We start from the raw sequence: 24903 nt of genomic DNA on the forward strand, positions 1-24903 counted from the left end.
CGAGTTCCTGGACAGGTGAGGAGGCCGTGTCGTGCAGGTGAAGAAGTTCCTCGGTGCGCTGGTGCTGGCGGGCGGTGTCGCGGTGGCGGCCCCGGCGGTGGCGCTGGCGGCGGACCCGCCGCCGGACCAGACCGTCCCCGGCAATGGCGACGCCGACGAGACCACGCCCGGTTCCGGCGGTACCAGCGACGGCACCGTGCCCGGCTCGGGCGGGGTGGGCACGATCGCCCTGGCGCAGGGCGACGGCGGCATCGGCGACAGCGGCGATGGCGGGTCGGGCATCGGCGACAGCGGTGACGGCGGCTCCGGCATCGGCGACAGCGGCGGCGGCTCGGGCATCGGCCAGAGCTGACCCGATCGCCCGCGCGGAACGGCCCGCCCGACCGTCCGGTCGGGCGGGCCGTTCCGTCCTCGATGGGGAGAGGTCAGGACCCCTGCGGCCCGTCCTCCAGGTCGCCTTCGGTCTGGAGGTAGATCTCGTGCAGGGCGGTGATCGTCTCCGGGTTCGGGGACTCCCACATGTTCCGGTTCGCCGCCTCCAGCAGGCGTTCCGCGATGCCGTGCAGCGCCCACGGGTTGGACTCGGTGAGGAACTTCTGGTTCTCCTCGTCCAGCACGTAGGTCTCGGCGAGCTTCTCGTACATCCAGTCGCCGACCACACCGGTCGTGGCGTCGTAGCCGAACAGGTAGTCCACGGTGGCGGCCAGTTCGAACGCGCCCTTGTAGCCGTGCTTGCGCATCGCGGCGAGCCAGCGCGGGTTGACGACGCGGGCGCGGAACACCCGCGAGGTCTCCTCGGTCAGCGAGCGGGTCCGGATGGCGTCCGGGCGGCTGCTGTCGCCGATGTAGGCCGCCGGCGCCTTGCCGGTCAGCGCGCGCACCGTGGCGATCATGCCGCCGTGGTACTGGAAGTAGTCGTCGGAGTCGGCGATGTCGTGCTCGCGGGTGTCGACGTTCTTCGCCGCCACCGAGATCCGCTTGTAGGCGGATTCCATGTCGCCGCGCGCCTCGGTGCCCTCCAGGCCGCGGCCGTAGGCGTAGCCGCCCCACACCGCGTACACCTCGGCGAGGTCGGTGTCGTCGCGCCAGTTCTTGCTGTCCATCAGCGGCAGCAGACCGGCCCCGTAGGCGCCGGGCTTCGAACCGAAGATGCGCATGGTGGCGCGGCGTTCGTCGCCGTGCCCGGCCAGGTCGGCCTGCGCGTGGGCGCGCACGAAGTTCTGCTCGTCCGGCTCGTCGAGCGCGGCGACCTTGCGGACCGCGTCGTCGAGCAGCGTCACCACGTGCGGGAACGCGTCGCGGAAGAACCCGCTGATCCGCACCGTCACGTCCACCCGCGGGCGGCCCAGCTCCTCCAGCGGGATCACGTCGAGCCCGTTGACGCGCCGCGACGCCTCGTCCCAGGTGGGCCGCACGCCCATCAGCGCCAGGACTTCCGCGATGTCGTCGCCGGAGGTCCGCATCGCGGAGGTGCCCCACACGGACAGGCCCACCGAGCGCGGGTACTCGCCGGTGTCGGCGAGGTAGCGCTCGATCAGCGAATCGGCGATGGCGTGCCCGGTCTCCCAGGCGAGCCTGCTCGGCACCGCCTTCGGGTCCACCGAGTAGAAGTTCCGGCCCGTCGGCAGCACGTTGATCAGGCCGCGCAGCGGGGAACCGCTCGGGCCCGCGGGCACGTAGCCGCCGTCGAGGGCGTGCAGCGTCGCGGTCATCTCGTCGGTGGTGGCGTCCAGCCGCGGGACCACCTCGGTGACGGCGAACTCCAGCACCCGCACCACGTCGTCCGGCGCGTCGCCCAGCACCGAGCGGCACACCTCGACGACGGCGCCGAGCTCCCAGCCGCGTTCCTCCATGCCCGCGACGAGGGCGTGCGCGGAGGTCTCCACGTCGTCCACGGTGCCGCGGGCGACGCTGCCGTCCTCCGCCATGCCCAGTGCCTCGCGCAGGCCGGGCAGCGCGCCGCTCTGCCCGCCCCACACCTGCCGGGCGCGCAGCATCGCCAGCACCAGGTTCACCCGCGCCTCCCCGGTCGGGGCGGCACCCAGGACGTGCAGGCCGTCGCGGATCTGCGCGTCCTTGATCTCGCACAGCCAGCCGTCGACGTGCAGCAGCATGTCGTCGAACTCGGCCTCGTGCGGGCGCTCGTCCAGGCCGAGGTCGTGGTCCAGCTTCGCGGCCTGCATCAACGTCCAGATCTGGCTGCGGATCGCGGGCAGCTTCGCCGGGTCCATCGCCGAGATCTGCGCGTGCTCGTCGAGCAGCTGCTCCAGCTTCGCGATGTCGCCGTAGCTCTCCGCGCGCGCCATCGGCGGCACCAGGTGGTCCACCAGCGTCGCGTGCACCCGACGCTTCGCCTGGGTGCCCTCGCCCGGGTCGTTGACCAGGAACGGGTACACCAGCGGCAGGTCCGCCAGCGCCGCGTCCGGTGCGCAGGACGCCGACATGCCCGCGGTCTTGCCGGGCAGCCACTCCAGGTTGCCGTGCTTGCCGAGGTGCACCATCGCGTGCGCGCCGAACTCGTCGGTCATCCAGCGGTAGGCGGCCAGGTAGTGGTGGCTCGGCGGCAGGTCCGGGTCGTGGTAGATCGCGATCGGGTTCTCGCCGAACCCGCGCGGCGGCTGCACCACGACGACGACGTTCCCGGCGCGCAGCGCGGCCACCACGATCTCGCCGTCCGGGTCGTGCGAGCGGTCCACGAACTGCTCGCCCGGCGGCGGACCCCAGTGCTGCTCGATGCTCTCCCGCAGGTCCTGCGGCAGCGTCGCGAACCAGTCGGCGTAGCGCTTCGCGGGGATGCGCACCGGGTTGCCGGACAGCTGCTCCTCGGTCAACCAGTCCGGGTCCTGGCCACCAGCGGCGATCAGCGCGTGCACCAGCGCGTCGCCGTCCTGCGCGGCCACGCCGGGCAGCGCGTCCGGGCCGTCCACCGGGCCGATGTCGTAGCCGGCCTCGCGCAGCCGCTGGAGCAGGCCCACCGCGCTCGCCGGGGTGTCCAGGCCGACGGCGTTGCCGATCCGGGAGTGCTTCGTCGGGTACGCCGACAGCATCAGCACCAGGCGCTTGTCCGCGGCGGGCACGTGCCGCAGCCGCGCGTGCTTCACCGCGATCCCGGCGACGCGGGCCGCGCGCTCCGGGTCGGCGACGTACACCGGGAGGCCTTCGGCGTCGTTCTCCTTGAACGAGAACGGCACCGTGATCAGGCGGCCGTCGAACTCGGGCACCGCGACCTGGGTGGCCATGTCCAGCGGGGACAGGCCTTCGTCGTTGTCCTCCCACGCCTCGCGGCTGGAGGTCAGGGTGAGGCCCTGCAAGATCGGCACGTCCAGCGCGGCGAGCGCGCCCACGTCCCACGCCTCGTCGTCGCCACCGGCGGAGGCGGTCGCGGGCTTCGTGCCGCCCGCGGCCAGCACCGTCACGATCAGCGCGTCCGCCTCGCGCAACGTGTCCAGCAGGCCCGGTTCGGGGGCGCGCAGCGACGCGCAGAACACCGGCAGCGCCTGGCCGCCCGCGTCCTCGATGGCGTCGGAGAGGGCGTGCGCGAACGCGGTGTTGCCCGCCATGTGGTGCGCGCGGTAGTAGAGCACCGCGACCTTCGGGCCTTCGGTCCGGCGCGGGGTCCGCTCCAGCAGGCCCCACTTCGGCGTCTCCACCGGCGGTTCGAAGCCGTGGCCGGTGAGCAGCACCGTGTCGGACAGGAAGTTGAACAGCTGCGTCAGGTTCTCCGGCCCGCCCTGCGCGAGGTAGCCGTGCGCCTGCGAGCAGACGCCGCCCGGCACCGTGGAGCACTCCATCAGCTCCGCGTCCGGGGCCTGCTCACCGCCGAGCACCACGACCGGGCGCGGTCCGGCGAGCAGCGAGTCCAAGCCCTCCTCCCACGCGCGGCGGCCGCCGAGCAGCCGCACCACGACGAGGTCGGCGCCCTCCAGCAGCGGCGGCAGGTCGTCCACGCCGAGCCGCGCCGGGTTGCCGAGGCGGAAGTCCGCACCGCTGGCGCGTGCGCTGAGCAGATCGGTGTCCGATGTGGACAGCAGCAGGATCATGCGGCACGCTCCCGGCTGAGCAGGGACGCGGGCGTGCGGGCAGGACGCATGGTCAACCTTCCTCGGGGTCCTCGCCCCGGAGTCGTCGGCACCCGGTGTCGCACCGGGCGGTGGCGGCGCCGGAGTGTCCTGGCTCCCGGATCGCCGCTCGCCCCGTGCCTTCCCACCCGCGCGGCGCGCGGGCAGTGGCCTCGTACTCGGAGTTCGCTCCCCGGTGACAGTGGCGGGACCGCGCCGGACTCGCACCGGCTTCCTCCGCACGTCGCCGCCGACAACTCTCCGCAACGGGGCGATCGTTCGTCAAGTGGCCGGTCGTGCGGTCGCGCGAGAGATCCCGCACTCGACGCGTCCGGCCGTCCGGTGAGGCGCATCGCGTTTTGCGGACGTGATCCGGGCGGGACGTAGTATCGACGGTCGCCGGTGCGCCCCCGAGTCCGCGCACCCCGGACAGCGGCGTCGTGCGCTGCGAGTTCCGGACCAGACCATGATCGACGAGAGCGGGGACGAGCGTGCCGCGACGAGCCGGACCCGACGCGTGCCCCGGCGCGCTGCGGGTGCACGAGGCCGCTGACGGGGGACTGGCCCGCGTGCGGGTGCCCGGCGGGCGGCTCGCGGCGCGGCAGGTGCGGGCGCTGGCGACCGCGGCCGCGCTGGGTGACGGCGGCTGGGAACTCACCTCGCGGGCGAACATCCAGGTCCGCGGGCTGTCCGCGGCGGCGGTGCCGGAGTTCGCGGAGCTGCTCGGCGCGGCCGGTCTGCTGCCGTCGCCGACGCACGAGCGGGTGCGCAACGTCGTCGCCTCGCCGCGCACCCGCCCGGCCGCGCTGGACGTGCGCGCGGTGGCGGTGGCGCTGGACGAGGGGCTGCGCGCCGACCCGGAGCTGGCGGAGCTGCCCGGGCGGTTCCTGTTCACCGCGGACGACGGCGGCGGCGAGGTGACCGCGCTGGGCGCGGACGTCGCGCTGCACCCCGCGGACGGCGCGGTGGCGGTGCTGCTCGCCGGGGCCGACCTCGGGCTGCGGGTGTCCGCGGCCGACGCGGCCCGCGCCGCGGTGCTCGCGGCCGCCGCGTTCCTCGCGGAACGGGGCCGGCTGGGCGCGGAGAGCTGGCGGCTGGCGGAACTGCCCGGTGGCGCCGAGCGGATCGCCGCCCGCATCCGGGCGGAATTCTCCTGCATGGCGGCGGAAACCGCGGTCGCGCCCGGTGATCCGGTGCGCACGCACGCGGAGCTCGGCGTGCTGGCCCGCGCCGACGACCGGGTCGATCTCGCCCTCGGCGCGCCGCTGGGACGGCTGGACGCCGGGCAGATCGCGGTGCTCGCTACGCAGACCGAGGAGATCGCCGCCCGGACCGCCGCACCGCACCCGCTGCGGCTCACGCCGTGGCGCGCGCTGCTGCTCACCGACGTCCCCGCGGCCGAGGCACCGCGCAGGCTCGCCGAGCTGGACGCCGCCGGGTTCCTCACCGACCCGGGCGCGCCGCTGGCCGGGGTGACCGCCTGCACCGGCAGCCCCGGCTGCGCGAAGTCCCTCGCCGACGTGCGCGCCGACGCGCGGCGCACCACCCGGCCCGGCCCGCTGCCGGTGCACTGGGCGGGCTGCGCGCGCCGCTGCGGCCGACCGGCCGGACCAGGAGTGGAAGTGCTGGCCACCGAGGCCGGCTACGAGGTCGGCGGGCGCCCCGCCGGCGAGACGTCCGCCGCGCTCGACGCGGCACGGAGGGCAGTGTGAACACCGCAGACAGCACCGGCGGCTACGAGTACGTGCGCGACGGAGCGGAGATCTACCGCCGCTCGTTCGCCACGATCCGCGCCGAAGCGGAACTCGACGGCATGCCACCGGAGGTCGCCCAGGTCGCCGTCCGCATGATCCACGCCTGCGGCATGGTGGACCTGGCCCGCGACATCGCCTGGTCGCCGCGCGCGGTGCTCGCCGCCCGCGAGGCGCTGCGCGGTGGCGCGCCGGTGTTCTGCGACGCCGCGATGGTCGCCGCGGGCGTCACCCGGCGCAGGCTGCCCGCCGACAACGACATCGTCTGCACCCTCGGCGACGAGCGCGTTCCCGGCCTCGCGGCGGCACTCGGCACGACCCGCAGCGCGGCCGCGATGGAGCTGTGGCGGGACCGGCTGGAGGGGTCCGTGGTCGCCGTCGGCAACGCGCCGACCGCGCTGTTCCGGCTGCTGGAGATGATCGACGCGGGCGCGGGCAGGCCCGCCGCCGTGCTCGGCCTCCCCGTCGGGTTCATCGGCGCCGCCGAATCGAAGCAGGCACTGGCCGACCACCCGGCGCTGGAGCACCTGGTGGTGCACGGCCGCCGCGGTGGCAGCGCGATGGCGGTGGCCGCCATCAACGCGATCGCGAGCGAACAGGAGTGAGCAGCACCGTGGAGCAGGCAGGCAGGTTGTTCGGCGTCGGGCTCGGACCCGGAGATCCGGAGCTGGTGACGGTCAAGGCCGCCCGGCTGATCGGCGAAGCCGACGTGATCGCCTACCACAGCGCCCGGCACGGCCGCAGCATCGCGCGTTCCGTCGCCGCGCCGTACCTGCGGGAAGGCCAGGTCGAGGAACCGCTGGTGTACCCGGTGACGACCGAGACGACCGATCACCCGGGCGGCTACCAGGGCGCCATCGACGAGTTCTACGCCGACGCGGCCGAACGGCTCGCCGCGCACCTGTCCGCGGGCCGCACCGTGGCGCTGCTGTGCGAGGGCGACCCGTTCTTCTACGGCTCCTACATGCACATGCACAAGCGCCTGGTGGGCCGGTTCGAGGTGGCCGCGATCCCCGGTGTGACCTCGGTGAGCGGGGCGGCGGCGATGCTCGGCAGGCCGCTGGCGGAACGCGACGAGGTGCTGACGGTGCTGCCCGGCACGCTCGACCCGGACGTGCTCGCGGAGAAGCTGGCGGGCACCGACGCGGCGGCGGTCATGAAGCTGGGCCGCACCTTCGACGGGGTGAAGGCGGCGTTCGAGAAGGCGGGCCGGCTCGACGAGGCCTACCTCGTGGAGCGCGCCACCACGGACCGGCAGCGGCTGCTGCCGCTGGGCGAGGTGGATCCGGCGTCGGTGCCGTACTTCTCGCTGGCGCTGCTGCCGAGCCCGGTGAACGCGGACAGCCCGCTGAACCTGACCGACGCGTCCGGAGTGCCGGTTTCCGCTGCGGCGCAACGGGAATCTCCCGCCGAACCGGCGGCGGGCACCTCGGCGGGCACCGGTGAGGTCGTGGTCGTCGGCCTCGGCCCGGCCGGTCCGCAGTGGACCACCCCGGAGGCGCACACCGCCGTCGCCGCCGCCGACGACCTCGTCGGCTACGGCCCCTACCTGGACCGGTTGCCGACGAACCCGCGGCAGCGCAAGCACGCCTCGGACAACCGGGTGGAGGCCGAGCGCGCCGAGTTCGCCCTGGACCTGGCGCGGCGCGGTTCCCGCGTCGTCGTGGTGTCCTCGGGCGATCCGGGCGTGTTCGCGATGGCCAGCGCCGTGCTGGAGGTCGCCACCGAGGAGCGGTTCGCCGCGGTGCCGGTGCGGGTGCTGCCCGGGCTCACCGCGGCGCAGGCGGTGGCGAGCCGGATCGGCGCGCCGCTGGGCCACGACTACTGCGTGCTGTCCCTGTCGGACCGGTTGAAGCCGTGGGAGGTCATCGTCGAGCGGCTGGCCGCGGCGGCGAAGGCCGACCTGGCGATGGCCATCTACAACCCGGCGTCGCGCAGCCGCACCTGGCAGGTCGGTGCCGCCCGCGACGTGCTGCTGGAGCACCGCTCGGCGGAGACGCCGGTGGTGATCGGCCGCGACGTGGGCGGGCCGCAGGAGTCGGTGCGGGTGGTGCCGCTCGGCGAGCTCGATCCGTCCGATGTGGACATGCGCTGCCTGCTGCTGATCGGCTCGTCCACCACGCGTTCGGTCGGCGGGACGGTGTTCACGCCGCGCCGCTATCCGGCGTGACGCAGCCGTTCCACGGCGGCGGCCACGGTCTCGACCACGGGCACCGGCGGTTCCGGCGGGCGGCGCACGAGCACCACGGTGACGCCGAGCAGCCGGGCCGCGTCCAGCTTCGGGCGGGTCATCGGCCCGCCGCTGTCCTTGGTGACGAGCACGTCGATGCGGTGCTCGCGCAGCAGCGCCACCTCGTCGTCGAACGCGAACGGCCCGCGGGCCAGCAGCAGTTCGGTGCGCGGCGGCAGCGGCGGTTCCGGCGGGTCCACGGCGCGCACCAGGAACCGCAGGTCCAGGTGCGCGAACCGGTGCACGTCCTGGCGCCCGGTGCTGAGGAAGATCCGCTCGCCCAGGCCGGGCAGCGCGGCGGCGGCCTCGTCCAGCGAATCCACCAGGTGCCAGTGCGGTTCCGGTTCCCAGCCGGGCCTGCGCAGCACCAGCAGCGGCAGACCGGCCAGCGCGCAGGCGCGCACCGCGTTCGCGGTCATGGCGGCCGCGAACGGGTGCGTCGCGTCCACCACCTCGTCGATGCGTTCGGCGCGCAGCCAGGCGGCGAGACCGTCGGCGCCGCCGAAACCGCCGATCCGCACCTCGCCGTCCGGCAGCCGCGGATCGCGCACCCGCCCCGCCAGCGAGGAGATCACGTGCACCGCCGGTTCGCCGCCGAGCCGGGCGGCGAGCTCGCGGGCCTCCGCGGTGCCACCGAGCACCAGCACCCGCCGCACCTCGACCATGCGGCCAGCCTAGGCGGTGCGCCGTGACCGGCCAGGCGCTGCGCTACGGCTGGACGACCGGTGCCTGCGCCACCGCCTCCACCGCCGCCGCCTACACGGCGCTGCTCACCGGCGGGTTCCCCGATCCGGTGGGCATCGTGCTGCCGAAGGGGCACCGTCCCGAGTTCGCCCTCGCCAAGGAACGCCTCGACGGCGGGTCGGCGATGGCGGCGATCGTGAAGGACGCCGGCGACGACCCGGACGTGACGCACGGCGCGCTGGTGTCGGCCACGGTCCGCCCCGCCGAACCCGGCGCCGGGGTGGTGTTCCGCGCCGGGCCGGGCGTGGGCACCGTGACGAAACCGGGCCTGCCGCTGCCGGTGGGCGAACCGGCGATCAACCCGGTGCCGCGCGAACTGATCCGCGGCGTCGTGCGGCAGGTCGCCGCCGAGCACGGCGGCAGCGGGGACGTGGTCGTGGAGATCGCCGTGGAGGACGGGGAGGAACTGGCGCGGCGCACCTGGAACCCGCGGCTCGGCATCCTCGGCGGCCTGTCCATCTTGGGCACGACCGGCGTGGTGGTGCCCTACTCGTGCTCGGCGTGGATCGACAGCATCCGCCGCGGCGTGGACGTGGCGCGCGCCGCCGGGCTGGAGCACGTCGCCGGGTGCACCGGCAGCACCTCGGAGAAGCTCGTCGACCGCACCTACGGCCTCGCCCCGGAGGCGATGCTGGACATGGGCGATTTCGCGGGCGCGGTGCTGAAGTACCTGCGGCGCCACCCGGTGCCGCGGCTGACGATCGCGGGCGGCATCGGCAAGCTCGCCAAGCTCGCCGACGGGCACCTGGACCTCCATTCGAAGCGGTCCCAGGTGAACTTCGCGCTGCTGGCGGAGATCGTGCGGGACGCGGGTGCCTCCGCCGAGTTCGCCGCGGGCATCCGCGGCGCCAACACGGCGCTGGACGCGCTCACCCGCTGCCAGGCCGAGGGCATCCCGCTCGGCGACCTCATCGCGGCCCGCTCCCGCGACTTCTGCCTGATCACCCTCCGCGGCGCACCGATCGACGTCGAGGTCCTGGTCATCGACCGGGCAGGCACCCTCGTCGGCCACGCCCCGTTCGCCTGACCGGCGCCTACCGCATCGAGCGCCGGGCGGCTTCGGCGAAATCGGGGACGATTTTGCCGAGCTGTGTCAGCAACGAGTCGATCGTTTCAGGCGGCCTGATCCTGGCGAGCACGGCGTCCCGCAGGCATTGCGAGATCAACTCCGGATCTTCGTCGAGCAGATCCACCAGGAACGCGTCCGGATGTGTGGCGGCAACGCCGTGCTCTCTCAGATCGCGGGGCCGGAAATCGTCCAGGTTCGCGGTGACGATGACCTCGGCGCCGCCGTGCACCGCTGCGGCGAGCACGTGTCGATCCTCAGGCGCGTTGGTGAGCACGGGCATCAACCACTCGTAGTCGGTGACCTCGGCCTGCGGGAAGGCGGCGCGCATCGCGTCGACACGCCTAGCGGCCTTCTCCGGAGTGATGGTCGCGCTGGCCCGCGGGAGGTTGCGGCGCACTTCGTCGAGAACCTGCGCGGACCAGAGCGGGCGGAAGGCGTGCAGACTGGCCGACCGGAGCAGCACGTCCGTGAGGTTGACCGGGATGAGCACGCAGGCGTCGAGGAATGCAGGTGCGGTCACGATCACCGAGTGTGCATGAAGCCCATGTCGTCGTCGGCACTGCCGTCGGCTGCGGCCTCCCGAGTCATCTCGTCCAGCACCGCCTGTCGTTCCTGCCGGGACTCACGTTCGTAGGACAGCACGTCGGCGAGGCGGACGCGACGGTGGCTCGAGCGCTGCTCGAAGGGGATCCGGCCGGACTCCAGCAGTCTGACCAGCGTAGGGCGGGAAATGTTCAGCAGGTCGGCTGCCTGCTGAGTGGTCAGCACCGCGTGGAGAGGGGCGACGCTGACGGCGAGGCCCCGGGACATCGCCGTGACCACTTCGCGGAGCACGGCGTGGACCTCGGCTGGCATCTCCAGCACGTCTCCGTCCGGGCCGATCAGCTTTGCCTGCTGAACACGGTCCGTGTTGAACGATGCGGCGAGCTCGCGAAGTGCCGCGTGCGCCGATTCGTCGGGAGGGAGCACCGTTCGCCGTTCGAGCGAGGCGGTCATCGTCGGGCTCCTTCCGGCTGGGAGGTTGTGCTCGGTTCCTCATGGTAGCCGAAAGGACCCAACGAATCGAACGAAACGAAAGGTTGATTCGTCCGGATGAACGTCCCGCGCGTTGGACGTGGTCTCCCCGGCGAACGGGATGAACGCCGGGAGGTCTCGACGTCCTCGTGGTAGGCGTGTCGCCCGGCCTGCCGCCGAGGTGGTCGAGCGAGGTGAACAGCCGCGCCCGCGTGGCGCCGCGAGGTCGTGCGGTGCGGCGTTCGGTTGCTGCGGATGTTCGGGAGTCCCGGGAAAGCGGGAGACGGCGGTGGGGCGAGGGCGGATGCTCTGCACCAGCGGGACGCATCCGCTGCGGGGGTGGAGCGCATCGCGGGAGGTGATCGGGAACGGGATGTCCCAGGGGTTCAGGAGGGCAGGCCGAGGGTGGCGGTGGTGACCGCGTCGGGGTGCCCGGCTTGCCGCCAGTGCACTCGGGCCGGGAGGTCGTGGTGCGGGCCGTGCGGGTCGATTCCGCTCGCGCGGTAGGCGAACGCCTCGTCGTGGGAATACACGATCACGACGTCGACGACGCCGGACGGCCAGTGCCGCACGTACAGCAGGGCGTCCAGTTCGCCGACGTCGTTGTGCACCGGAATTCCCCGGAAGCCCTGCGCGACGAGGCAGTGCAGGTTGTCGATCGCGTTCATGGCGCGAACTCCGTTCGAGGGGAACGTCGAGGTGGGGGTCTCGATGCGGGCGGGGTTCGGAACGGGGGAGGGGAGCCGGTGGGACCGGGCCGCGTCGGGGCGGATCGGTCCGGTCCCACCGGCGGCATCGGGTGGTGAGCGGCGGGGAGAGGGGGCCGCTCGTCCGCCCGGTGCGGCGGTGATCACCGGACTCGATCACCGATGTGGAGCACGCTACATTCGCGGTGTGCTCCGAACTAGATCCCTGATCGGGTGATGATGTCGGTGGTGGCGGCCGGGCACACTCCTAACGCCACGACGGGGAAAGGGCGGCGAGTGAGCACGAGTCCGACGGCGCTGAAGCGCTGGATCGCCGGAGAGCTGGCACGGCTCCGGGAGCGCAACGGGGTCACCAGGGCCGAAGCGGCCAAGGCCATCCGGGGCAGCATCCAGAACATCGGCCACTTCGAAGTCGGCCGCCGGATGCCGAAGGCCCTCGAACTCGAAACCCTGCTCCGGTTCTACGGCGTGCCCGACCGGGTGGACTTCTTCCTGTCGCTGCGGGATCGGGCGAAGAAGGGGACGGATTGGTGGGTCGGCTTCGACGCTGACGACAGCGCGCTTCCCGCCTACTTCAAGCTCTTCCTCGGTCTGGAAGCGATGGCGTCGAGGATCGAGAGCTGGGACGTGCAGGTGATCCCCGGCCTGTTCCAGACCAGCGAGTACGCCGAGGCCGTGATCCGCGGCGGTGAACCCGAACTCCCCGAAGCGGAAGTGGCCCGCCGGATCGAGCTGCGGATGGCGCGGCACCGCGAAGTGCTGGAACGCGACCACCCGCCCTCGGTCTGGGCCGTGCTGGACGAAGCGGCGCTGCGTCGCGTGGTCGGTTCCGCCGAGGTGATGCGCGCGCAGCTCGAACTGCTGCTCCAGCTGGCGCAGCGGCCGAACGTCGAAGTGCAGGTGTTGCCGTTCGGTTCCGGCGCGCATCCTGGCACCGAAGGCGCCTTCACGGTGCTGACCTACCCGCCGGACTTCGACGGCGACCTCGGCATGGTGTACGCGGAAACGAGGGTGCGCGGCATCTACTACGACGAGCAGGAGGACGTTCGGAAGTACCGCGAAACCCTCACCCGCCTGCAGGTCGCAGCGCGCAAGCCGCGAGACTCGCTCGAGTCAATCAAGCGACTAGCGAAGGACTTCTGACCCTCATGCGCCACCCGCTCGCCGAACCGAACGCCGTCGCGAACTGGCGGAAGTCGTCCCGCAGCCAGGCTCAAAACGGGTGCGTCGAAGTCGGTTCCGGCGCGGATCGGGTCGGTGTCCGGGATTCCAAGCTCGGCGCGGGAAGCCCGGTGTTGGTGTTCACGGCGGCCGAGTGGGCGTCGTTCACCGCGGGCGCCCGCCGCGGCGCCTTCGACCGCTGAGCACCGGGATCAGGTGGCGAAGCCGCCGTCGGAGTTGAGGATCGCGCCGGTGATGAACGCGGCTTCCGGGCCGGCGAGGTGCGCGACGAGGTTCGCGATCTCGTCCGGGGTGCCGAAGCGGCCCAGCGGCGTGGTGGCCTGCAGGACTTCCGCCCGCGGCCCGGCGGCCGGGTTCATCGCGGTGTCGACGGCGCCGGGCTGCACGTCGTTCACGGTGATGCCGCGCGGGCCCAGGTCGCGGGCCGCGCTGCGGGTGAGCCCGGCCAGGGCGGTCTTGCTGGTGGTGTAGGCGATCATGTGCTGGAACGGCAGGTGGTCGGCCAGCGAGGTGCCGATGTTGATGATCCGCCCGCCTGCCTGCAGGTACTTCGACGCTTCCTGGATGGCGACGAACGGGCCGCGCACGTTCACCGCCAGCGCCCGGTCGAAGTCCGCCAGCGACAGCTCGTCCAGGTGCCCGGACTCCACGGTTCCGGCGTTGTTGACCAGGACGTCCAGCCCGCCGAACTCGGTGGCGGTGGCGGTCACGGCGGCGCGGATCTGCTCGGGGTCGCCGGCGTCGGAGCGCAGCACCAGCGCGCGCCCGCCGGAGACCGTGATCTCGGCGGCCACCTGCTCCGCGGCGGCGGCCGAGTTCGAGTGGGTGAGCGCGACGGCCGCGCCGTCGGCGGCGAGGCGGCGGGCGATGGCGGCACCGATGCCGCGCGAGGCCCCTGTGACCAGTGCGGATCGTCCGGCGAGCGGCTGCATCGTCATGCGGAGTCCCCTTCCCCGGCCGGGATCGGCACCACCGACTAGAGCACTCCGCGATCGCGGGCGGTACCGCCGCGCGAGTCCGGTGGATCCGGTGCTCCGGCCGCACCGCAGCGACGACGGCCTTCGGGTCCGCTGTGGACCGAATCGGTCAATTCGCGCGCGGGGCGAGGGACAGCACCGGGAACACCCGGTCCGTCTTCGCCTGGTACGCGGCGAAGTAGGGGAACAGGGCCGTCAGCTGCGCGAACTTGACGTCGCGCAGCACGCCGGTGATCTCCTGGGCCCGGACGTCGAGCACGTCGGGCCCGACCTCGATGCGGGCGTCCGGGTGGGCCCGCAGGTTGAAGTACCAGTCGGGGTGCACGTCGGATCCGGCCTTCGAGGCGAACACCAGATACCGGCCGTCCTCCTCCAGGTAGGCCAGCGGGGTGACGTGCGCTCGGCGGGTGCGGGCCCCGGTGCTGGTCAGCAGCAGCAGCGCCGCCCCGGCGAAAGCGCCGCCCACCACGCCCGCGTTGGCGCGGAACTCCTCGATCACGGGTGCGTTGTACCGAGCCGCGACGATCGCGGTGATCTCGTTCCCCTCCACTGGATGTGTTCCTCTCCCTGCGCGGTGGGTGGCCGCGTCCGCCGCCGCGGACATCATGATCACGATAAGGAACCGGGCGGCCGGAGGGAACTCGGGAATGCCCGACCGGCGTGCGGTCGAGGAACTCGTGCGGGCGCACTGCTGCGACTTCCCGCGATGCGGACGTCCGGCGGTCCCGCCCCATCCGAGGAACGGGACCGCCGGGAGTGGATCAGGGCAGGGTGAACGTCGGCTCGGCCGGCGGCAGCGGCGCGGTGAACATCGCGAGGTAGAGGTCCAGGTACGGCGCCCGCTCGCCCGGAACCTCGACGTCGTCGGCCGGATCGTCCAGCGCGAGGTCGAGCCGCGCGCCGTGCACCTGCACGGTCTCCCGCGACGGCGTGTCGATCCAGTCCCGGAACGGGGTCTGGACGCCGCCGGGTTCGACGGTGCCGATCTCCACGGCCAGCGAGTGCCCGGCGGGCAGCGTCCAGTCCGTCGACTTGAGGTCGAACTCGGTGGTCCCGGAGCGCAGCACCGCGACCTGCTCGTCGAACATCACCGCCGTGCCGTCCGGGGCGACGTCGTGCAGCTGCACCATGACGTTCCCGCGGCCCGCGGTGTCCAGCGCGATCCGCGGCGTCCCGGTGATCCGGGTGTCCCGCGCGACCGGCTCGGACCGTTCGACGATGCCGCCGGTGGGGCCGTCGTCCCCGCCGTCGTCCAGGTAGGACCCGCCGGTGAGCTCGACCGTCGCGGCGCGGTCGGAGATCGGCCAGCTGTCCTGCCCGCGCCAGGTCCCGGAGCCGTCCTGCACGGCGAACGCCGGGTGGCGGACCGGCGGGGCGATGCCCTTGAGGTGCTCGTCGTAGAAGGACATGGCCTCCTCGAACCAGCCTTCCCGGCCCATCGCCAACCGCCCGTCCGCGGTCCGCTCGTCGCCGCGGACGTGGTCCCACGGTCCGATCCAGCCGCGTTCCGGGCCCTCGTGGTTGTCGAGGAACTCCTGCATCGCCTCCGGTTCGGTGTTCCACTCCAGCAAGCCCTGGGTGATGAACAGCGGGGTGTCGGTGCCCTTCGCGAGCTCCGGCAGATCCCGCGCCCGCCAGTACCCGGAGTCCGGGTTGCCGTTGAGGTAACCGGCCTGGTTGTCGATGAGGCACTCCGGGTGCGCCTGCTCGTACTCGGAGTTCGCCCGGTAGTGCGGGTCGTCGTCGGGCAGCTGCGGCAGCACCGCCAGCCCGTTGTAGGTGCTCGCCACGTTGACGGCGGTCGTGCGCGGCACCCCGTTGGAGTGGATGTTGCGGTACGGGTCCCAGATCGGTTCCTGCGCGATGACGGCCTTCAGCGCGTCCTGGTCCAGGTCGTTGCCGATCAGACCGGTGATCGCGTCGTAGGACTTGCCGTACATGCCGACGGACCCGGTGGACCACGGTCGGCTCGCCGCCCAGTCGATCGCGGCGCGGACGTCCGCCTGCTCGCCGGGGCCCGCGAAGTCGAGGCAGCCGGTGGAGCCGCCGAACCCGCGGGTGTCCACCCGCACGAACGCGTAGCCGCGCTCGAACAGGTTCGTGCCCTCGATGAACTCGTCGAAGCGGCCGGAAGGCCCGGTGTGCTCGAAGCCCTCGTCGGTGAGCTGCCCGGAGTGCCCGAAGTACGGCCCGGCGGAGAGGATCACCGGCACCTGCTCGCCCGGCGCGAGCCCGTCCGGCAGCAGCACGTCGGCGTGCAGCTCGGTGCCGGAGTCGTCCGCGGACGGGAAGTAGTGCTGCGTCCAGGCCGCGCCTTCGGGCACGCGGTCGTTCTGCTCGTGGGTGACGGGTTCTTCGGCGGTGGCGACCGAGGCGGTGCCCGCCGCGGAGGCGGCGGCTCCGGTCAGGGCGAGGGCCGCGGCGAGCGCGGAGGCTGCGCCGACGGCCGCGCGAGTTCTCTTCATGGGTTCCTCCCAGGCGGGTGCGGTGCGGTGATCGCGTCTGGGAGGAGCAGACACCCGGCCGCAGCGGCATGCTCAACACCGCGGTGCCGTGACCCGGGTCACGCCGGGCGCCCGTTCCGGGGAGCGGGCGCCCGGTGCGGATCACGCCTCGTCGAGCAGCCGCCGGGAGACCTCCCAGAGCCGTTCGGCGGACTCCGGGTCCAGCGCCCAGCGTCGGACGCCGCCGCGCACCGCGGTGGTCTCGGCGTCATCGGCGATGACCGGGGATTCCGCGCAGTCCTCCAGGTACTTGCCGCCGACGCCCGCGAATTCGGGGGCGAGCGCGGCGGTCATCGTGGTGGCCGCGCCCTGTTGCGGGGTCTTCAGCGTCGGGACCTGGGACCACTCGGCCCGGGTGTCGGCGGGGATGTGGCGCTGCAGGTTCGTCATGATCCCGCCGGGCATCAGCGAGTTCGCGTGGACGCCGTCGCCGCTCCAGCGCCGGGTGGCCGCCACCGCGAACAGCGCGTTCGCGGTCTTCGACTGGCCGTACGCGCTCCACGGGTCGTAGGGCCGGTGCTCGTAGTGCAGGTCGTCGAACACGACCGGCGAGGCGTGGTGCCCGCTGGAGGACACCGCGACGAGCCGCGCGCCCCCGGCCGCCGCGAGCGCCCGGTGCAGGCCGGTCGCCAGCGCGAAGTGGCCGAGGTGGTTGGTGGCGAACTGCTGCTCCCAGCCTTCCCGGGTGCGCCGCAGCTCCGGCACGGCCATCACCCCGGCGTTGTTCACCAGCAGGTGCAGCGGGCCGGTCCAGTCCGCGGCGAACCTGCGCACCCCGGCGAGGTCGACGAGGTCCAGCTCGGCGACCCGGACCTCGGCGCCGGTGGTGGTGGCGATGTCCTCCGCGGCGGCGCGGCCGGCGGCCGGGTCGCGGACGCCGATGGTGACCTCGGCACCCGCGCGGGCCAGGGTGCGGGCCGTTTCGACGCCGATCCCGGAGGCACCGCCGGTGACGACCGCGCGCTTGCCGGTCAGGTCGTGGCCCGCCGCGACCTCGTCCGCGGTGCTGCTCGCGCCGAAGGGAGTGGTGATGAGGGACATGGGAACTCCTGCCAAGTGGTGTCCTTGGCAGTGTATGTCAAAACTGTCAGTCGCTGTCAACTGTGGCGGCGACTGTCACCTGACGGTGGGGTGCCAGTGGTCGCCTCCGAGGCGAGCCGGAACAGTTCGTGCAGGTCGTCGACGCCGTCGTGGGCCGCCCAGTGCATCAGCACCGCGTGGAACGTCGCCAGCGCCGACTCCAGGATCGCCGGGGCCAGCAGTTCCGGGTGCGGCGCGCCGCGCAGCCGCCGCAGCACCTCCGGCTGCAGCAGCTCCACCCACACCCGCTGCTTCTCCAGGTGCTTCGCCCACAGCGCCGAGGTGTTCAGCATGATCGTCGAGATGCCCAGCGCGGCCGGATTGGCCACCACCACGCCGACGAAGTCGTCGAGCGCGCCGCGCACCGCCGTCGTCGCGTCCTCCGCCGCGGGCCGGGTCTCCAGCGCGTCCCGCAGCACGACCCCGAACTCCCGCGGATCGCCGATGACGACGTCCTCCTTGGTGGGGAAGTAGCGGAAGAAGCTGCGCGCGGAGATGCCGGCTTCGGCGGCGATCTGGTCGACGGTCGTGGCGTCGAAACCCTTCGCGAGGAACAGCTCCATCGCGACGTCCTCGATCTTCTGGCGGACCGCTCGCCTCGAGATCTCCCGCGTGGAAAGCCGCTCACCCATGACGGGCAGTCTACGGCCCGGCCGCCGGGCGACCTCGCCGCGCGCGGGCCCGGTGCCGCGGTGGACGCCCCTCCGACCCCCGATCGCGCGGAGGGGAGCCCACCCGGCCCCTCAGTCCCCGGCGGGCGTGAGCGCCATCAGCGGGATGGTCCGCCGGGTGCCGCGCTGGTACTCGGCCATGATCGGGAACGCCGCGACCACCTCGGTGAAGAGCTCGGCCCGCTCGGCACCGGTGATCTCCTCGGCGCGGACCTCCAGCCGGTCGGTGCCGACCTCGATCACCGCGTCCGGATTCGCCTTCAGGTTGTGGTACCAGGCGGGATGGGTGTCCGCCCCGGCCTTGGAGGCGAACACGAGGTAGCGGCCCTCGCGCTCCAGGTACGCCATCGGGTTGATGCGGGTGGCGCCGCTGCGGGCGCCCCTGTTGTGCAGCAGCAGGATCGGCAGGCCCGCGAAGTCGCCGCCGACCTTCCCGCCGGTCGCGCGGAACTCCTCGATGACCGGGGTGTTGAACCGCTCGGCCCATTCGGCCGTGACCGCATTTCCGTCCATTGTGGACACTCCTTTCGGATCAGGCCGCCAGCGCGGGGTAGTCGGTGTAGCCCTGCTCGCCGCCGCCGTAGAAGGTCGCCGCGTCGGGGGCGTTGAACGGTCCGCCCGCGGCCAGCCTCGCGGGCAGGTCCGGGTTCGAGAGGAACAGCGAACCGAAGGTCAGCGCATCGGCCGTCCCGTCCGCCACCAGCGCCAAGTCCTCCGGCCCCGTCGGGCGGCCCGGGGTGTGCGGGTTGAGCAGGAACGCGCCGTCGAACCGGTCCCGCAGCCGCAGCGTCCGCTCCCGGTCCGGGCCCTCCAGCACGTGCAGGTAGGCGAGGCCGAGCGGGTTGAGCGCGTCCACCAGCGCCGAGTAGGTCTCGTCCACCGCGTGCTCGGCGGTGTCGTTCGTGCCGGTCCCGGGGGACAGCCGCAGCCCGACGCGGCGCCCGCCGATCTCCGCCGCCGCGGCCCGGGCGACCTCGACGACGAGCCGGATCCGGCCGGCGACCGAACCGCCCCAGCCGTCGGTGCGCAGGTTCACCCCGTCCGCCAGGAACTGGTGCAGCAGGTAGCCGTTGGCGCCGTGCAGCTCCACGCCGTCGAACCCGGCCTCGACCGCGTTGCGGGCGGCGGTGGCGAACTCGGCGACGACCTCGGCGATGCCGTCCTCGGTGAGCTCCACCGGCGTCACCAGGTCCTGCATGCCGGTGGCGGTGAAGATCTGCCCGGCGGCGCGGACCGCGGACGGCGCGACCGGGAGCCTGCCCGGCGGCAGCGCGCTCGGGTGGCTGATCCGGCCGGCGTGCATCAGCTGGGCGAAGATCGCGCCGCCCTCGGCGTGCACCGCGTCGGTGACCTTCCGCCACGCGGCGATCTGCGCATCGCTGTGCAGGCCAGGAGTGTTCGGGTAGCCCTGGCCCTGCTCGGAGGGCTGCACTCCCTCGGTGATGATCAGCCCGGCGGTGGCGCGCTGCCGGTAGTAGGTGGTGGTGGCCTCGTCGGGCAGGGTTCCCGCGGCGCGGCTGCGCGTCATGGGGGCCATCGCGATGCGGTTGCGCAGGCGGGTTCCGGCCAGGTCCAGCGGGTCGAATGCGGTGCTCATGCGGATCGCTCCCGGGTTGCGGACGGGGATTTACCTGTCCGAACAGGTAAATCGGTGGAAAGCTTCCCGCGGGGAGAAATGTGCAGTGCTGGTCACAATCACCGGTGCGGGCGCCGTTCCGCGGGTTAAGGTGGCCAGTTCGATTGGCTGTCCGATCAGCTGTCCGGAAGAAGGAGGAACCGGTGGACCCGTGCCGCGCGGAACCCGCAGCAGCGCCGCCGTGCTCCGACGCGGGGCCGCTCAGCTACGCGATCTTCCGGCTCGCCCGGGTGCACCGGATGCTCGCCGGTCAGCTGCTGCGCCGCTGCGGACTGCACCCCGGGCAGGAAATGCTGCTGATGCACCTGTGGGAGACCGGCGCGCAGCGGCAGACCGACCTGATCACCGTGCTCGGCTCCGACTCCGCGACCATGACCCGCACCGTGCAGCGGCTGGAGCGCGCCGGATTCGTGCGCCGCACCCGCAGCGAGCAGGACCGCCGCGCGGTGCTCGTCGAACCCACCGCCGTCGGGCTCGCGCTGCGCGACCGGGTGGAGCGGATGTGGGAGGAGCTCGAACGCGCCACCTGCGGCGAGCTCACCGCCGCCGAGCAGGCCGGGGCCCTCGGCGTGCTGGAACGCCTCGAACGCAACGTCACCGACGTCGCCTGCCCGCTCGCCGCCGAAGAACAAGCCATCGGCACCTGAGCGGCCGTCCCCGCTGCTTCTGCTGCCCAGTGCTGGGGTGGCGGAACCTCGCGGACCGTCTTCGAACCTGCCCGGCGGGTCTTGGCCGTTTCCTGTCAGCGGCGAAGCCGATGAGCAGCGACCACCCGAGCAACCGGCACCGCAGCGGGTTCTCAGCGGCCCCCTCGCGAGGACAGCGTTGTCGCATGTGGCGGAGCCACCTGCGAAAACGATCCCGCAGCGAGGGAGCCGCTGAGGTTCCGCCACCCGATCACCACGCAGAACGAGCCGAGAGAGCTCAACTCCGGCAGCGCGTCGTCGAGTACAGGTGGCTGTCCGGGAAGGACGACGCCGTCAGCACCTCGCCGACCACCACCACCGCGGTCCGGGTGATCCCCGCAGCCCGCACCGCCGCCGCGATGTCGCCGAGCGTGCCGCGCAGCACGACCTCGTCGGCGCGGCTCGCCGCGGCCACCACCGCCACCGGGCAGTCCGCGCCGTAGTTCGGCACCAGCTCCGCCACCAGCGACTCGATCCGGTTCACCGCCAGGTGCAGCACCATCGTCGCCCGGCTGAGCCCCAGCGTCGCCAGGTCCTCGCCCACGGGCATCGGCGTCGCCTGCGCGGACGTGCGGGTCAGCACCACGGTCTGGCCGACGCCCGGCACGGTGAACTCGCGCCGCAACGCGGCCGCCGCGGCCGCGAACGCGGGCACCCCGGGCACCACGTCGTAGGGCACCCCGGCCGCGTCCAGGCGGCGCATCTGCTCGGCGACGGCGCTGAACACCGACGGATCACCGGAGTGCAGCCGCGCCACGTCCAGCCCGGCCTCGTGCGCGGCGACGAGCTCGGCGAGGATCGCGTCCAGGTCCAGGTTCGCGGTGTCCACCAGCCGCGCGCCGTCCGGGCAGTGCTCCAGCAGCTCCACCGGCACCAGGCTGCCCGCGTACAGGCACACCGGGGACGCGGCGAGCACGTCCCGGCCGCGCACCGTGATCAGGTCGGCGGCACCCGGACCGGCGCCGATGAAGTGCACCGTCATGCCGTCACCGTCCACTGGGTGATGCGCATCGCGGGCCGCCAGCCGGTGAACCCGCCCACGGGGGAGGCGTGCTCCGCCGCGATCCGCACCAGCTCTCCGCCGCAGCGGGCGTACCAGTCCGCCACCAGGACCTCCGATTCGATCGTCACCGCGTTCACCACGAGCCTGCCGCCCGGTCGCAGCGCGTCCCAGCACCGCTGCAGCACTCCCGGGACCGTCGCGCCGCCGCCGACGAACACCGCGTCGGGTGCTTCCAGGTCGTCCAGCGCGTCGGGCGCGGCACCGACGACCACGTCCAGGCCGGGCACGCCGAGGGTCATCGCGTTCGTCGTGATGCGAGCCGCCCGGTCTTCGCGGTGCTCGACGGCGATCGCGCGGTTCGCCGGGTCGCAGCGCATCCACTCGATCGCGATGCTACCGGCGCCCGCACCCACGTCCCACAGCAGTTCACCGGGCGTCGGGGCCAGCCGGGACACGGTGAGGGCGCGCACGTCCCGCTTCGTCAGCTGCCCGTCGTGCTGGAACGCCTCGTCCGGCAGGCCGGGCGTGCGGGGCCTGCGCTCCGCGTCGTCGTCGGGGGAGCAGTGCACGGCGATCACGTTCAACGCCGCCACGTCCGGGTGCGGCCAGCGCGCCGCCGTCGCCGCCACCCGCGACTCGCCGGGCCCGCCGAGATCGCCCAGCACCGCCATCGAGCTACCGCCGAAACCGCGCGCCACCAGCAGCGCCGCCACCCGCGCCGGGGTCTGCGCGTCCGAGCTGAGCACCACCAGCCGGCGACCCGGCTGGATCTCCGGGTGCAGCAGTTCGGCGTGCCTGCCCACCAGGCTCACCACCGACACGTCCTGCTGCGCCCAGCCCATCCGGGCGCAGGCCAGCGCCACCGACGACACCTGCGGCAGCACCCGCAGCCGCTCCGCGCCCAGCACCCGCGCCAGGGTGGCGCCGATGCCGTGGAACATCGGGTCGCCGCTGGCGAGCACGCAGATCGCGCGGCCCGCGTGCTCCTCGAACAGGCCGGGCAGCGCGGGCAGCATCGGCGACGGCCAGGCCACGAGCTCCGCGGTGCCCGACGGCAGCAGGTCCAGCTGGCGGCCGCTGCCGAACACGACGTCGGCGGCGGAGATCCGCTGCCGCGCCACCTCGGTCAGGCCGTCCCAGCCGTCCGCTCCGATGCCCACCACGTCGACCGGTTCCCGCTGCTCGTTCACCCCACCACCTCACCACGCGCGGCCGCGGCGAGCGCGATCAGGTGCGCGAGCTTGACCTTGACGCGCGGGTCAGGGGTTAGCGTCCGCGCGCTCCAGCCACGACCGGGAGGAACCCGATGTCCCGCACGTCCCGCGAGGTCCGCCTCGCCGCCCCGCCCGCAGGCCTGCCCACCGCGCAGGACTTCACCGTCGTCGAGACCGACGTCCCCGAACCGGGACCGGGGGAGGTGCTGGTGCGCAACCTCGGCTTCCAGGTGTTCGGCGCGGCCGTCACCACCGCGCTCGGGCAGGACGTGGCGAACTTCCCCGGCCTGCACCCGGGCGGCGTGCCGTTCGGCCCGGCCGTCGGCGAGGTCGTCGCGGGCGGCGGCGCGTTCGCCCCCGGCGACCTGGTCGCGCACGGCGCGGGCTGGCGCGAGTTCGCGGTGCTGCCCGCCGACCGGTGCGCGCCGCTCGGCGACGCGCTGCCCGACCCGCTGCTGCACCTCTCGCACGGCTGGACCGCCTACACCGCGCTGACCCGCGTCGCACCGGTGCGGCCCGGGGACGTGGTGTTCGTCAGCAATGCCGCCGGGGCCATCGGCTCGCTGGCCGGGCAGGTCGCGCGGCTGCTCGGCGCCGGACGGGTGGTGGGCAGCGTCGGATCCGCGGCGAAGGCCCGGCGGCTCGTCGCCGAACTCGGCTACGACGCCGCCGTGCTGCGCGGAGAGCCGCTGGACGCGCAGCTCGCGGCGGCCGCACCGGACGGGCTCGACGTGGTCGTGGACCTCGTCGGCGGCGAGCAGCTGCGGGCCGCCGTCCGGGCCGCACGCCCGCACGCCCGCATCGCCCTCACCGGCGCGCTCACCGCGCAGTACGACGCAGGCGGGCCCGCGCTGCACGCGCCGGTGGAGCTCGACCTCGCCGAGCTGATCCTCAAGAGCGTCCGCGTCGCCGGGTTCCGCGCCGACGACCACCCGGACGCCCTGCCGGAGTGGAACGAGCGGTTCGCCACCTGGCTGCGCACCGGGCGGATCGATTTCCCGCACACCCGGATCAGCGGAATCGCCCGGGCGCCGCAGGCGTTGGAGGACGTGCTGGCCGGGCGGCACGTGGGCGCCGTGCTGGTGGAACCCTAGGCCGGGTGGCGCAGTACGACGAGCACGAGGAGCGCGGATGCGGATCGGCGACGCGGCGGCAGCGGCGGGCACCACCCCGCGCACCCTCCGGTTCTACGAGCAGCGCGGCCTGCTCGACCCGCCCGAGCGCACCGCCACCGGGCAGCGCACCTACCGGGAGCGGGACGTGGCGCGGGTGCGGATCATCCGGCAGCTGCTCGCGCTCGGCCTCACCGTCGAGGACGTGGTCACGATGGCGGACCACCTGCACCTGATCGAGGGGGATTCGCTGCCGGAGCGCGGAATTCCGCTGGACCTGCCCGGTCAGGAACAGCTGCTGCGTGACGCGACCCGCGTCGCGGGTGACCGCCTCACCGCGCTGGACGCGGAGATCGCCCGCCTCAGCCGCTTCCGCGATCTCCTCGCGGCCTGCCACACCCACGTCGCTCGAACCGGTTGATCGTTCGCCCGCTCGCCTCGCTCCGGGGCGGAACCTCACTGCCTGTTCTCGCTGCTTCTGCCGCGTAGTGGTCAGGTGGCGGAACCTCAGCGGCTTCCTCGCTGCGGGATCGTTTTCACCGGTGACTCCGCCACAGGCGACAACGCCGTCCTCGCGAGGAAGCCGCTGAGAACCCGCTGCGGTGCGAGTTGCTCAGGTGGTCGTCGGCTCAGCGGCTTCGCCGCTGACGGGAAACCGGCCCGCCGGGCAGGTTCAGCGACGGGCGGTCAGCGGTGTTCTCGCCGCGGGAGCCGTGCTCGGTCGGCGGCGACGACGTTCGCGGGAATCCAGCTGCGGAACCGCGGGTGACCGGGCCGCGGCGTGGACGCCGTCGGAAGGAAGAGGACGTGCGGCCGCGAAGACCGGTGGTGCGATCGGGACGCCGCGTCAGAGGTTGCTGAGCGCCCTCGTGACGGTGATGTCGAGGACGACCCGGTTCGGGTTGGGGCGGGGCGGGCGGCCGTAGCGGGCCTCGGCGCGGGCTTCGGCGTCGGCGCGGAACTCGGGGTCGTCCCGGACCACCGCGACACCCTCCACGGTCGCCCAGCGACGACCGTCCACCTGGCACAGCGCCACCCGGGCACCGGCGGCCCCGGCGGCCCGGACGCGGCGCGCCTTGTGCGAACCGGCCGAGCACAGCACCCGGGCGGTGCCCGCCGCGAGGTCCAGCGTGGAGTTCACCGGCACCACGTGCGGCGTGCCGTCCGGGCGCACCGTCGTCAACGTGGCCACGTGCGGTTCTTCCCAGAACGAACGGAAGTCAGCGCTCGCGGTGGCGAGGTCGACGGTGCGCGAGGACGCCACG

At 73.4% G+C, this 24903-nt stretch carries 25 protein-coding genes and 1 riboswitch; of the genes, 10 read left to right on the plus strand and 15 right to left on the minus strand.

Annotation, left to right across the window (positions count from 1 at the left end):
- The first annotated feature begins 31 nt into the window (after positions 1 to 31).
- Positions 32 to 352, plus strand: a complete 321-nt coding sequence (locus tag AC29IT_RS23955; RefSeq protein WP_358438588.1) for a hypothetical protein — start codon at positions 32 to 34, stop codon at positions 350 to 352.
- A gap of 73 nt (positions 353 to 425) precedes the next feature.
- On the opposite strand, the gene cobN is transcribed toward AC29IT_RS23955, so the two are convergent.
- Entirely contained in the window at positions 426 to 4040 is a 3615-nt protein-coding gene (gene cobN / locus AC29IT_RS23960) for a cobaltochelatase subunit CobN (RefSeq protein WP_488220164.1), read from the minus strand.
- A 123-nt stretch (positions 4041 to 4163) separates the two neighbouring features.
- Positions 4164 to 4295, minus strand: a riboswitch (cobalamin riboswitch).
- Between the two features lie 254 nt (positions 4296 to 4549).
- Between cobN and cobG the strand changes: the two genes are divergently transcribed.
- The 3 genes from cobG to AC29IT_RS23975 are packed head-to-tail and all read left to right on the plus strand — an operon-like array spanning position 4550 to position 7979.
- Positions 4550 to 5770 carry a precorrin-3B synthase gene (gene cobG / locus AC29IT_RS23965; RefSeq protein ID WP_488220165.1) on the plus strand — a complete coding sequence of 407 codons (1221 nt, stop codon included), beginning with the start codon at positions 4550 to 4552 and terminating at the stop codon, positions 5768 to 5770.
- Positions 5767 to 6414, plus strand: coding sequence for a precorrin-8X methylmutase (locus tag AC29IT_RS23970; protein ID WP_488220166.1), 648 nt, complete (start codon positions 5767 to 5769; stop codon positions 6412 to 6414). The genes cobG and AC29IT_RS23970 overlap by 4 nt, the downstream gene beginning before the upstream one ends.
- A complete protein-coding gene (locus AC29IT_RS23975; RefSeq protein ID WP_488220167.1) occupies positions 6411 to 7979 on the plus strand; it encodes a precorrin-2 C(20)-methyltransferase in 1569 nt (522 codons plus the stop codon). Before AC29IT_RS23970 ends, AC29IT_RS23975 begins: the two co-directional genes overlap by 4 nt.
- On the opposite strand, the gene AC29IT_RS23980 is transcribed toward AC29IT_RS23975, so the two are convergent.
- Positions 7967 to 8704 (minus strand): cobalt-precorrin-6A reductase, encoded by a 738-nt coding sequence (locus tag AC29IT_RS23980; RefSeq protein WP_488220168.1) that lies wholly within the window; start codon positions 8702 to 8704, stop codon positions 7967 to 7969. The genes AC29IT_RS23975 and AC29IT_RS23980 overlap by 13 nt on opposite strands.
- Before the next feature lie 23 nt (positions 8705 to 8727).
- Between AC29IT_RS23980 and AC29IT_RS23985 the strand changes: the two genes are divergently transcribed.
- Positions 8728 to 9810 (plus strand): cobalt-precorrin-5B (C(1))-methyltransferase, encoded by a 1083-nt coding sequence (locus AC29IT_RS23985; protein WP_488220169.1) that lies wholly within the window; start codon positions 8728 to 8730, stop codon positions 9808 to 9810.
- Positions 9811 to 9817: 7 nt separating this feature from the next.
- Here AC29IT_RS23985 and AC29IT_RS23990 read toward each other — a convergent pair whose 3' ends face one another.
- The 3 genes from AC29IT_RS23990 to AC29IT_RS24000 form a co-directional block, all read right to left on the minus strand.
- Positions 9818 to 10372 (minus strand): VapC50 family PIN domain-containing toxin, encoded by a 555-nt coding sequence (locus tag AC29IT_RS23990; RefSeq protein WP_488220170.1) that lies wholly within the window; start codon positions 10370 to 10372, stop codon positions 9818 to 9820.
- Positions 10373 to 10374: 2 nt separating this feature from the next.
- On the minus strand, positions 10375 to 10848 hold the full coding sequence (locus AC29IT_RS23995) for a helix-turn-helix domain-containing protein (RefSeq protein WP_344925430.1): 474 nt from the start codon (positions 10846 to 10848) through the stop codon (positions 10375 to 10377).
- Positions 10849 to 11252: 404 nt separating this feature from the next.
- The gene (locus tag AC29IT_RS24000; RefSeq protein ID WP_358438566.1) at positions 11253 to 11534 is read right to left on the minus strand and encodes a hypothetical protein; all 282 of its coding nucleotides are present in this window, start codon (positions 11532 to 11534) and stop codon (positions 11253 to 11255) included.
- Positions 11535 to 11849: 315 nt separating this feature from the next.
- Between AC29IT_RS24000 and AC29IT_RS24005 the strand changes: the two genes are divergently transcribed.
- On the plus strand, positions 11850 to 12716 hold the full coding sequence (locus AC29IT_RS24005) for a helix-turn-helix domain-containing protein (RefSeq protein ID WP_488220171.1): 867 nt from the start codon (positions 11850 to 11852) through the stop codon (positions 12714 to 12716).
- A 5-nt stretch (positions 12717 to 12721) separates the two neighbouring features.
- Positions 12722 to 12937 carry a DUF397 domain-containing protein gene (locus AC29IT_RS24010; protein WP_358438563.1) on the plus strand — a complete coding sequence of 72 codons (216 nt, stop codon included), beginning with the start codon at positions 12722 to 12724 and terminating at the stop codon, positions 12935 to 12937.
- Between the two features lie 9 nt (positions 12938 to 12946).
- On the opposite strand, the gene AC29IT_RS24015 is transcribed toward AC29IT_RS24010, so the two are convergent.
- The 7 genes from AC29IT_RS24015 to AC29IT_RS24045 all read right to left on the minus strand — a co-directional run bounded on the left by AC29IT_RS24015 (position 12947) and on the right by AC29IT_RS24045 (position 19584).
- Positions 12947 to 13687, minus strand: coding sequence for an SDR family NAD(P)-dependent oxidoreductase (locus tag AC29IT_RS24015; protein WP_488220243.1), 741 nt, complete (start codon positions 13685 to 13687; stop codon positions 12947 to 12949).
- A 154-nt stretch (positions 13688 to 13841) separates the two neighbouring features.
- A complete protein-coding gene (locus tag AC29IT_RS24020) occupies positions 13842 to 14282 on the minus strand; it encodes a nitroreductase/quinone reductase family protein (RefSeq protein ID WP_488220172.1) in 441 nt (146 codons plus the stop codon).
- A 211-nt stretch (positions 14283 to 14493) separates the two neighbouring features.
- On the minus strand, positions 14494 to 16197 hold the full coding sequence (locus tag AC29IT_RS24025; RefSeq protein ID WP_488220173.1) for a CocE/NonD family hydrolase: 1704 nt from the start codon (positions 16195 to 16197) through the stop codon (positions 14494 to 14496).
- A gap of 141 nt (positions 16198 to 16338) precedes the next feature.
- Complete coding sequence (locus tag AC29IT_RS24030) at positions 16339 to 17277, minus strand: SDR family NAD(P)-dependent oxidoreductase (protein WP_488220174.1); 939 nt, start codon at positions 17275 to 17277, stop codon at positions 16339 to 16341.
- Between the two features lie 56 nt (positions 17278 to 17333).
- On the minus strand, positions 17334 to 17948 hold the full coding sequence (locus AC29IT_RS24035) for a TetR family transcriptional regulator (protein WP_358438552.1): 615 nt from the start codon (positions 17946 to 17948) through the stop codon (positions 17334 to 17336).
- Between the two features lie 111 nt (positions 17949 to 18059).
- A complete protein-coding gene (locus AC29IT_RS24040) occupies positions 18060 to 18500 on the minus strand; it encodes a nitroreductase family deazaflavin-dependent oxidoreductase (RefSeq protein ID WP_488220175.1) in 441 nt (146 codons plus the stop codon).
- 19 nt (positions 18501 to 18519) lie between these two features.
- On the minus strand, positions 18520 to 19584 hold the full coding sequence (locus tag AC29IT_RS24045; protein WP_358438546.1) for an alkene reductase: 1065 nt from the start codon (positions 19582 to 19584) through the stop codon (positions 18520 to 18522).
- 182 nt (positions 19585 to 19766) lie between these two features.
- Between AC29IT_RS24045 and AC29IT_RS24050 the strand changes: the two genes are divergently transcribed.
- Positions 19767 to 20270, plus strand: a complete 504-nt coding sequence (locus AC29IT_RS24050) for a MarR family winged helix-turn-helix transcriptional regulator (RefSeq protein ID WP_488220176.1) — start codon at positions 19767 to 19769, stop codon at positions 20268 to 20270.
- A 277-nt stretch (positions 20271 to 20547) separates the two neighbouring features.
- Here the strand turns inward: AC29IT_RS24050 and cobM are convergent, their stop codons facing one another.
- Positions 20548 to 21291 carry a precorrin-4 C(11)-methyltransferase gene (gene cobM / locus AC29IT_RS24055; protein WP_358438540.1) on the minus strand — a complete coding sequence of 248 codons (744 nt, stop codon included), beginning with the start codon at positions 21289 to 21291 and terminating at the stop codon, positions 20548 to 20550.
- The gene (gene cbiE / locus AC29IT_RS24060; RefSeq protein ID WP_488220177.1) at positions 21288 to 22502 is read right to left on the minus strand and encodes a precorrin-6y C5,15-methyltransferase (decarboxylating) subunit CbiE; all 1215 of its coding nucleotides are present in this window, start codon (positions 22500 to 22502) and stop codon (positions 21288 to 21290) included. Before cbiE ends, cobM begins: the two co-directional genes overlap by 4 nt.
- 116 nt (positions 22503 to 22618) lie before the next feature.
- On the opposite strand from cbiE, the gene AC29IT_RS24065 reads away from it, so the two are divergent.
- Complete coding sequence (locus tag AC29IT_RS24065; RefSeq protein WP_488220178.1) at positions 22619 to 23620, plus strand: zinc-binding dehydrogenase; 1002 nt, start codon at positions 22619 to 22621, stop codon at positions 23618 to 23620.
- 37 nt (positions 23621 to 23657) lie between these two features.
- Positions 23658 to 24059, plus strand: a complete 402-nt coding sequence (locus AC29IT_RS24070; RefSeq protein ID WP_488220179.1) for a MerR family transcriptional regulator — start codon at positions 23658 to 23660, stop codon at positions 24057 to 24059.
- A gap of 426 nt (positions 24060 to 24485) precedes the next feature.
- Here AC29IT_RS24070 and AC29IT_RS24075 read toward each other — a convergent pair whose 3' ends face one another.
- Positions 24486 to 24902: a pyridoxamine 5'-phosphate oxidase family protein gene (locus tag AC29IT_RS24075; protein ID WP_358438530.1), complete on the minus strand. Its 417-nt coding sequence runs from the start codon at positions 24900 to 24902 to the stop codon at positions 24486 to 24488.
- Between the last annotated feature and the right edge of the window lies 1 nt (position 24903).

Source organism: Saccharopolyspora sp. MMCC62, from assembly GCF_057736575.1.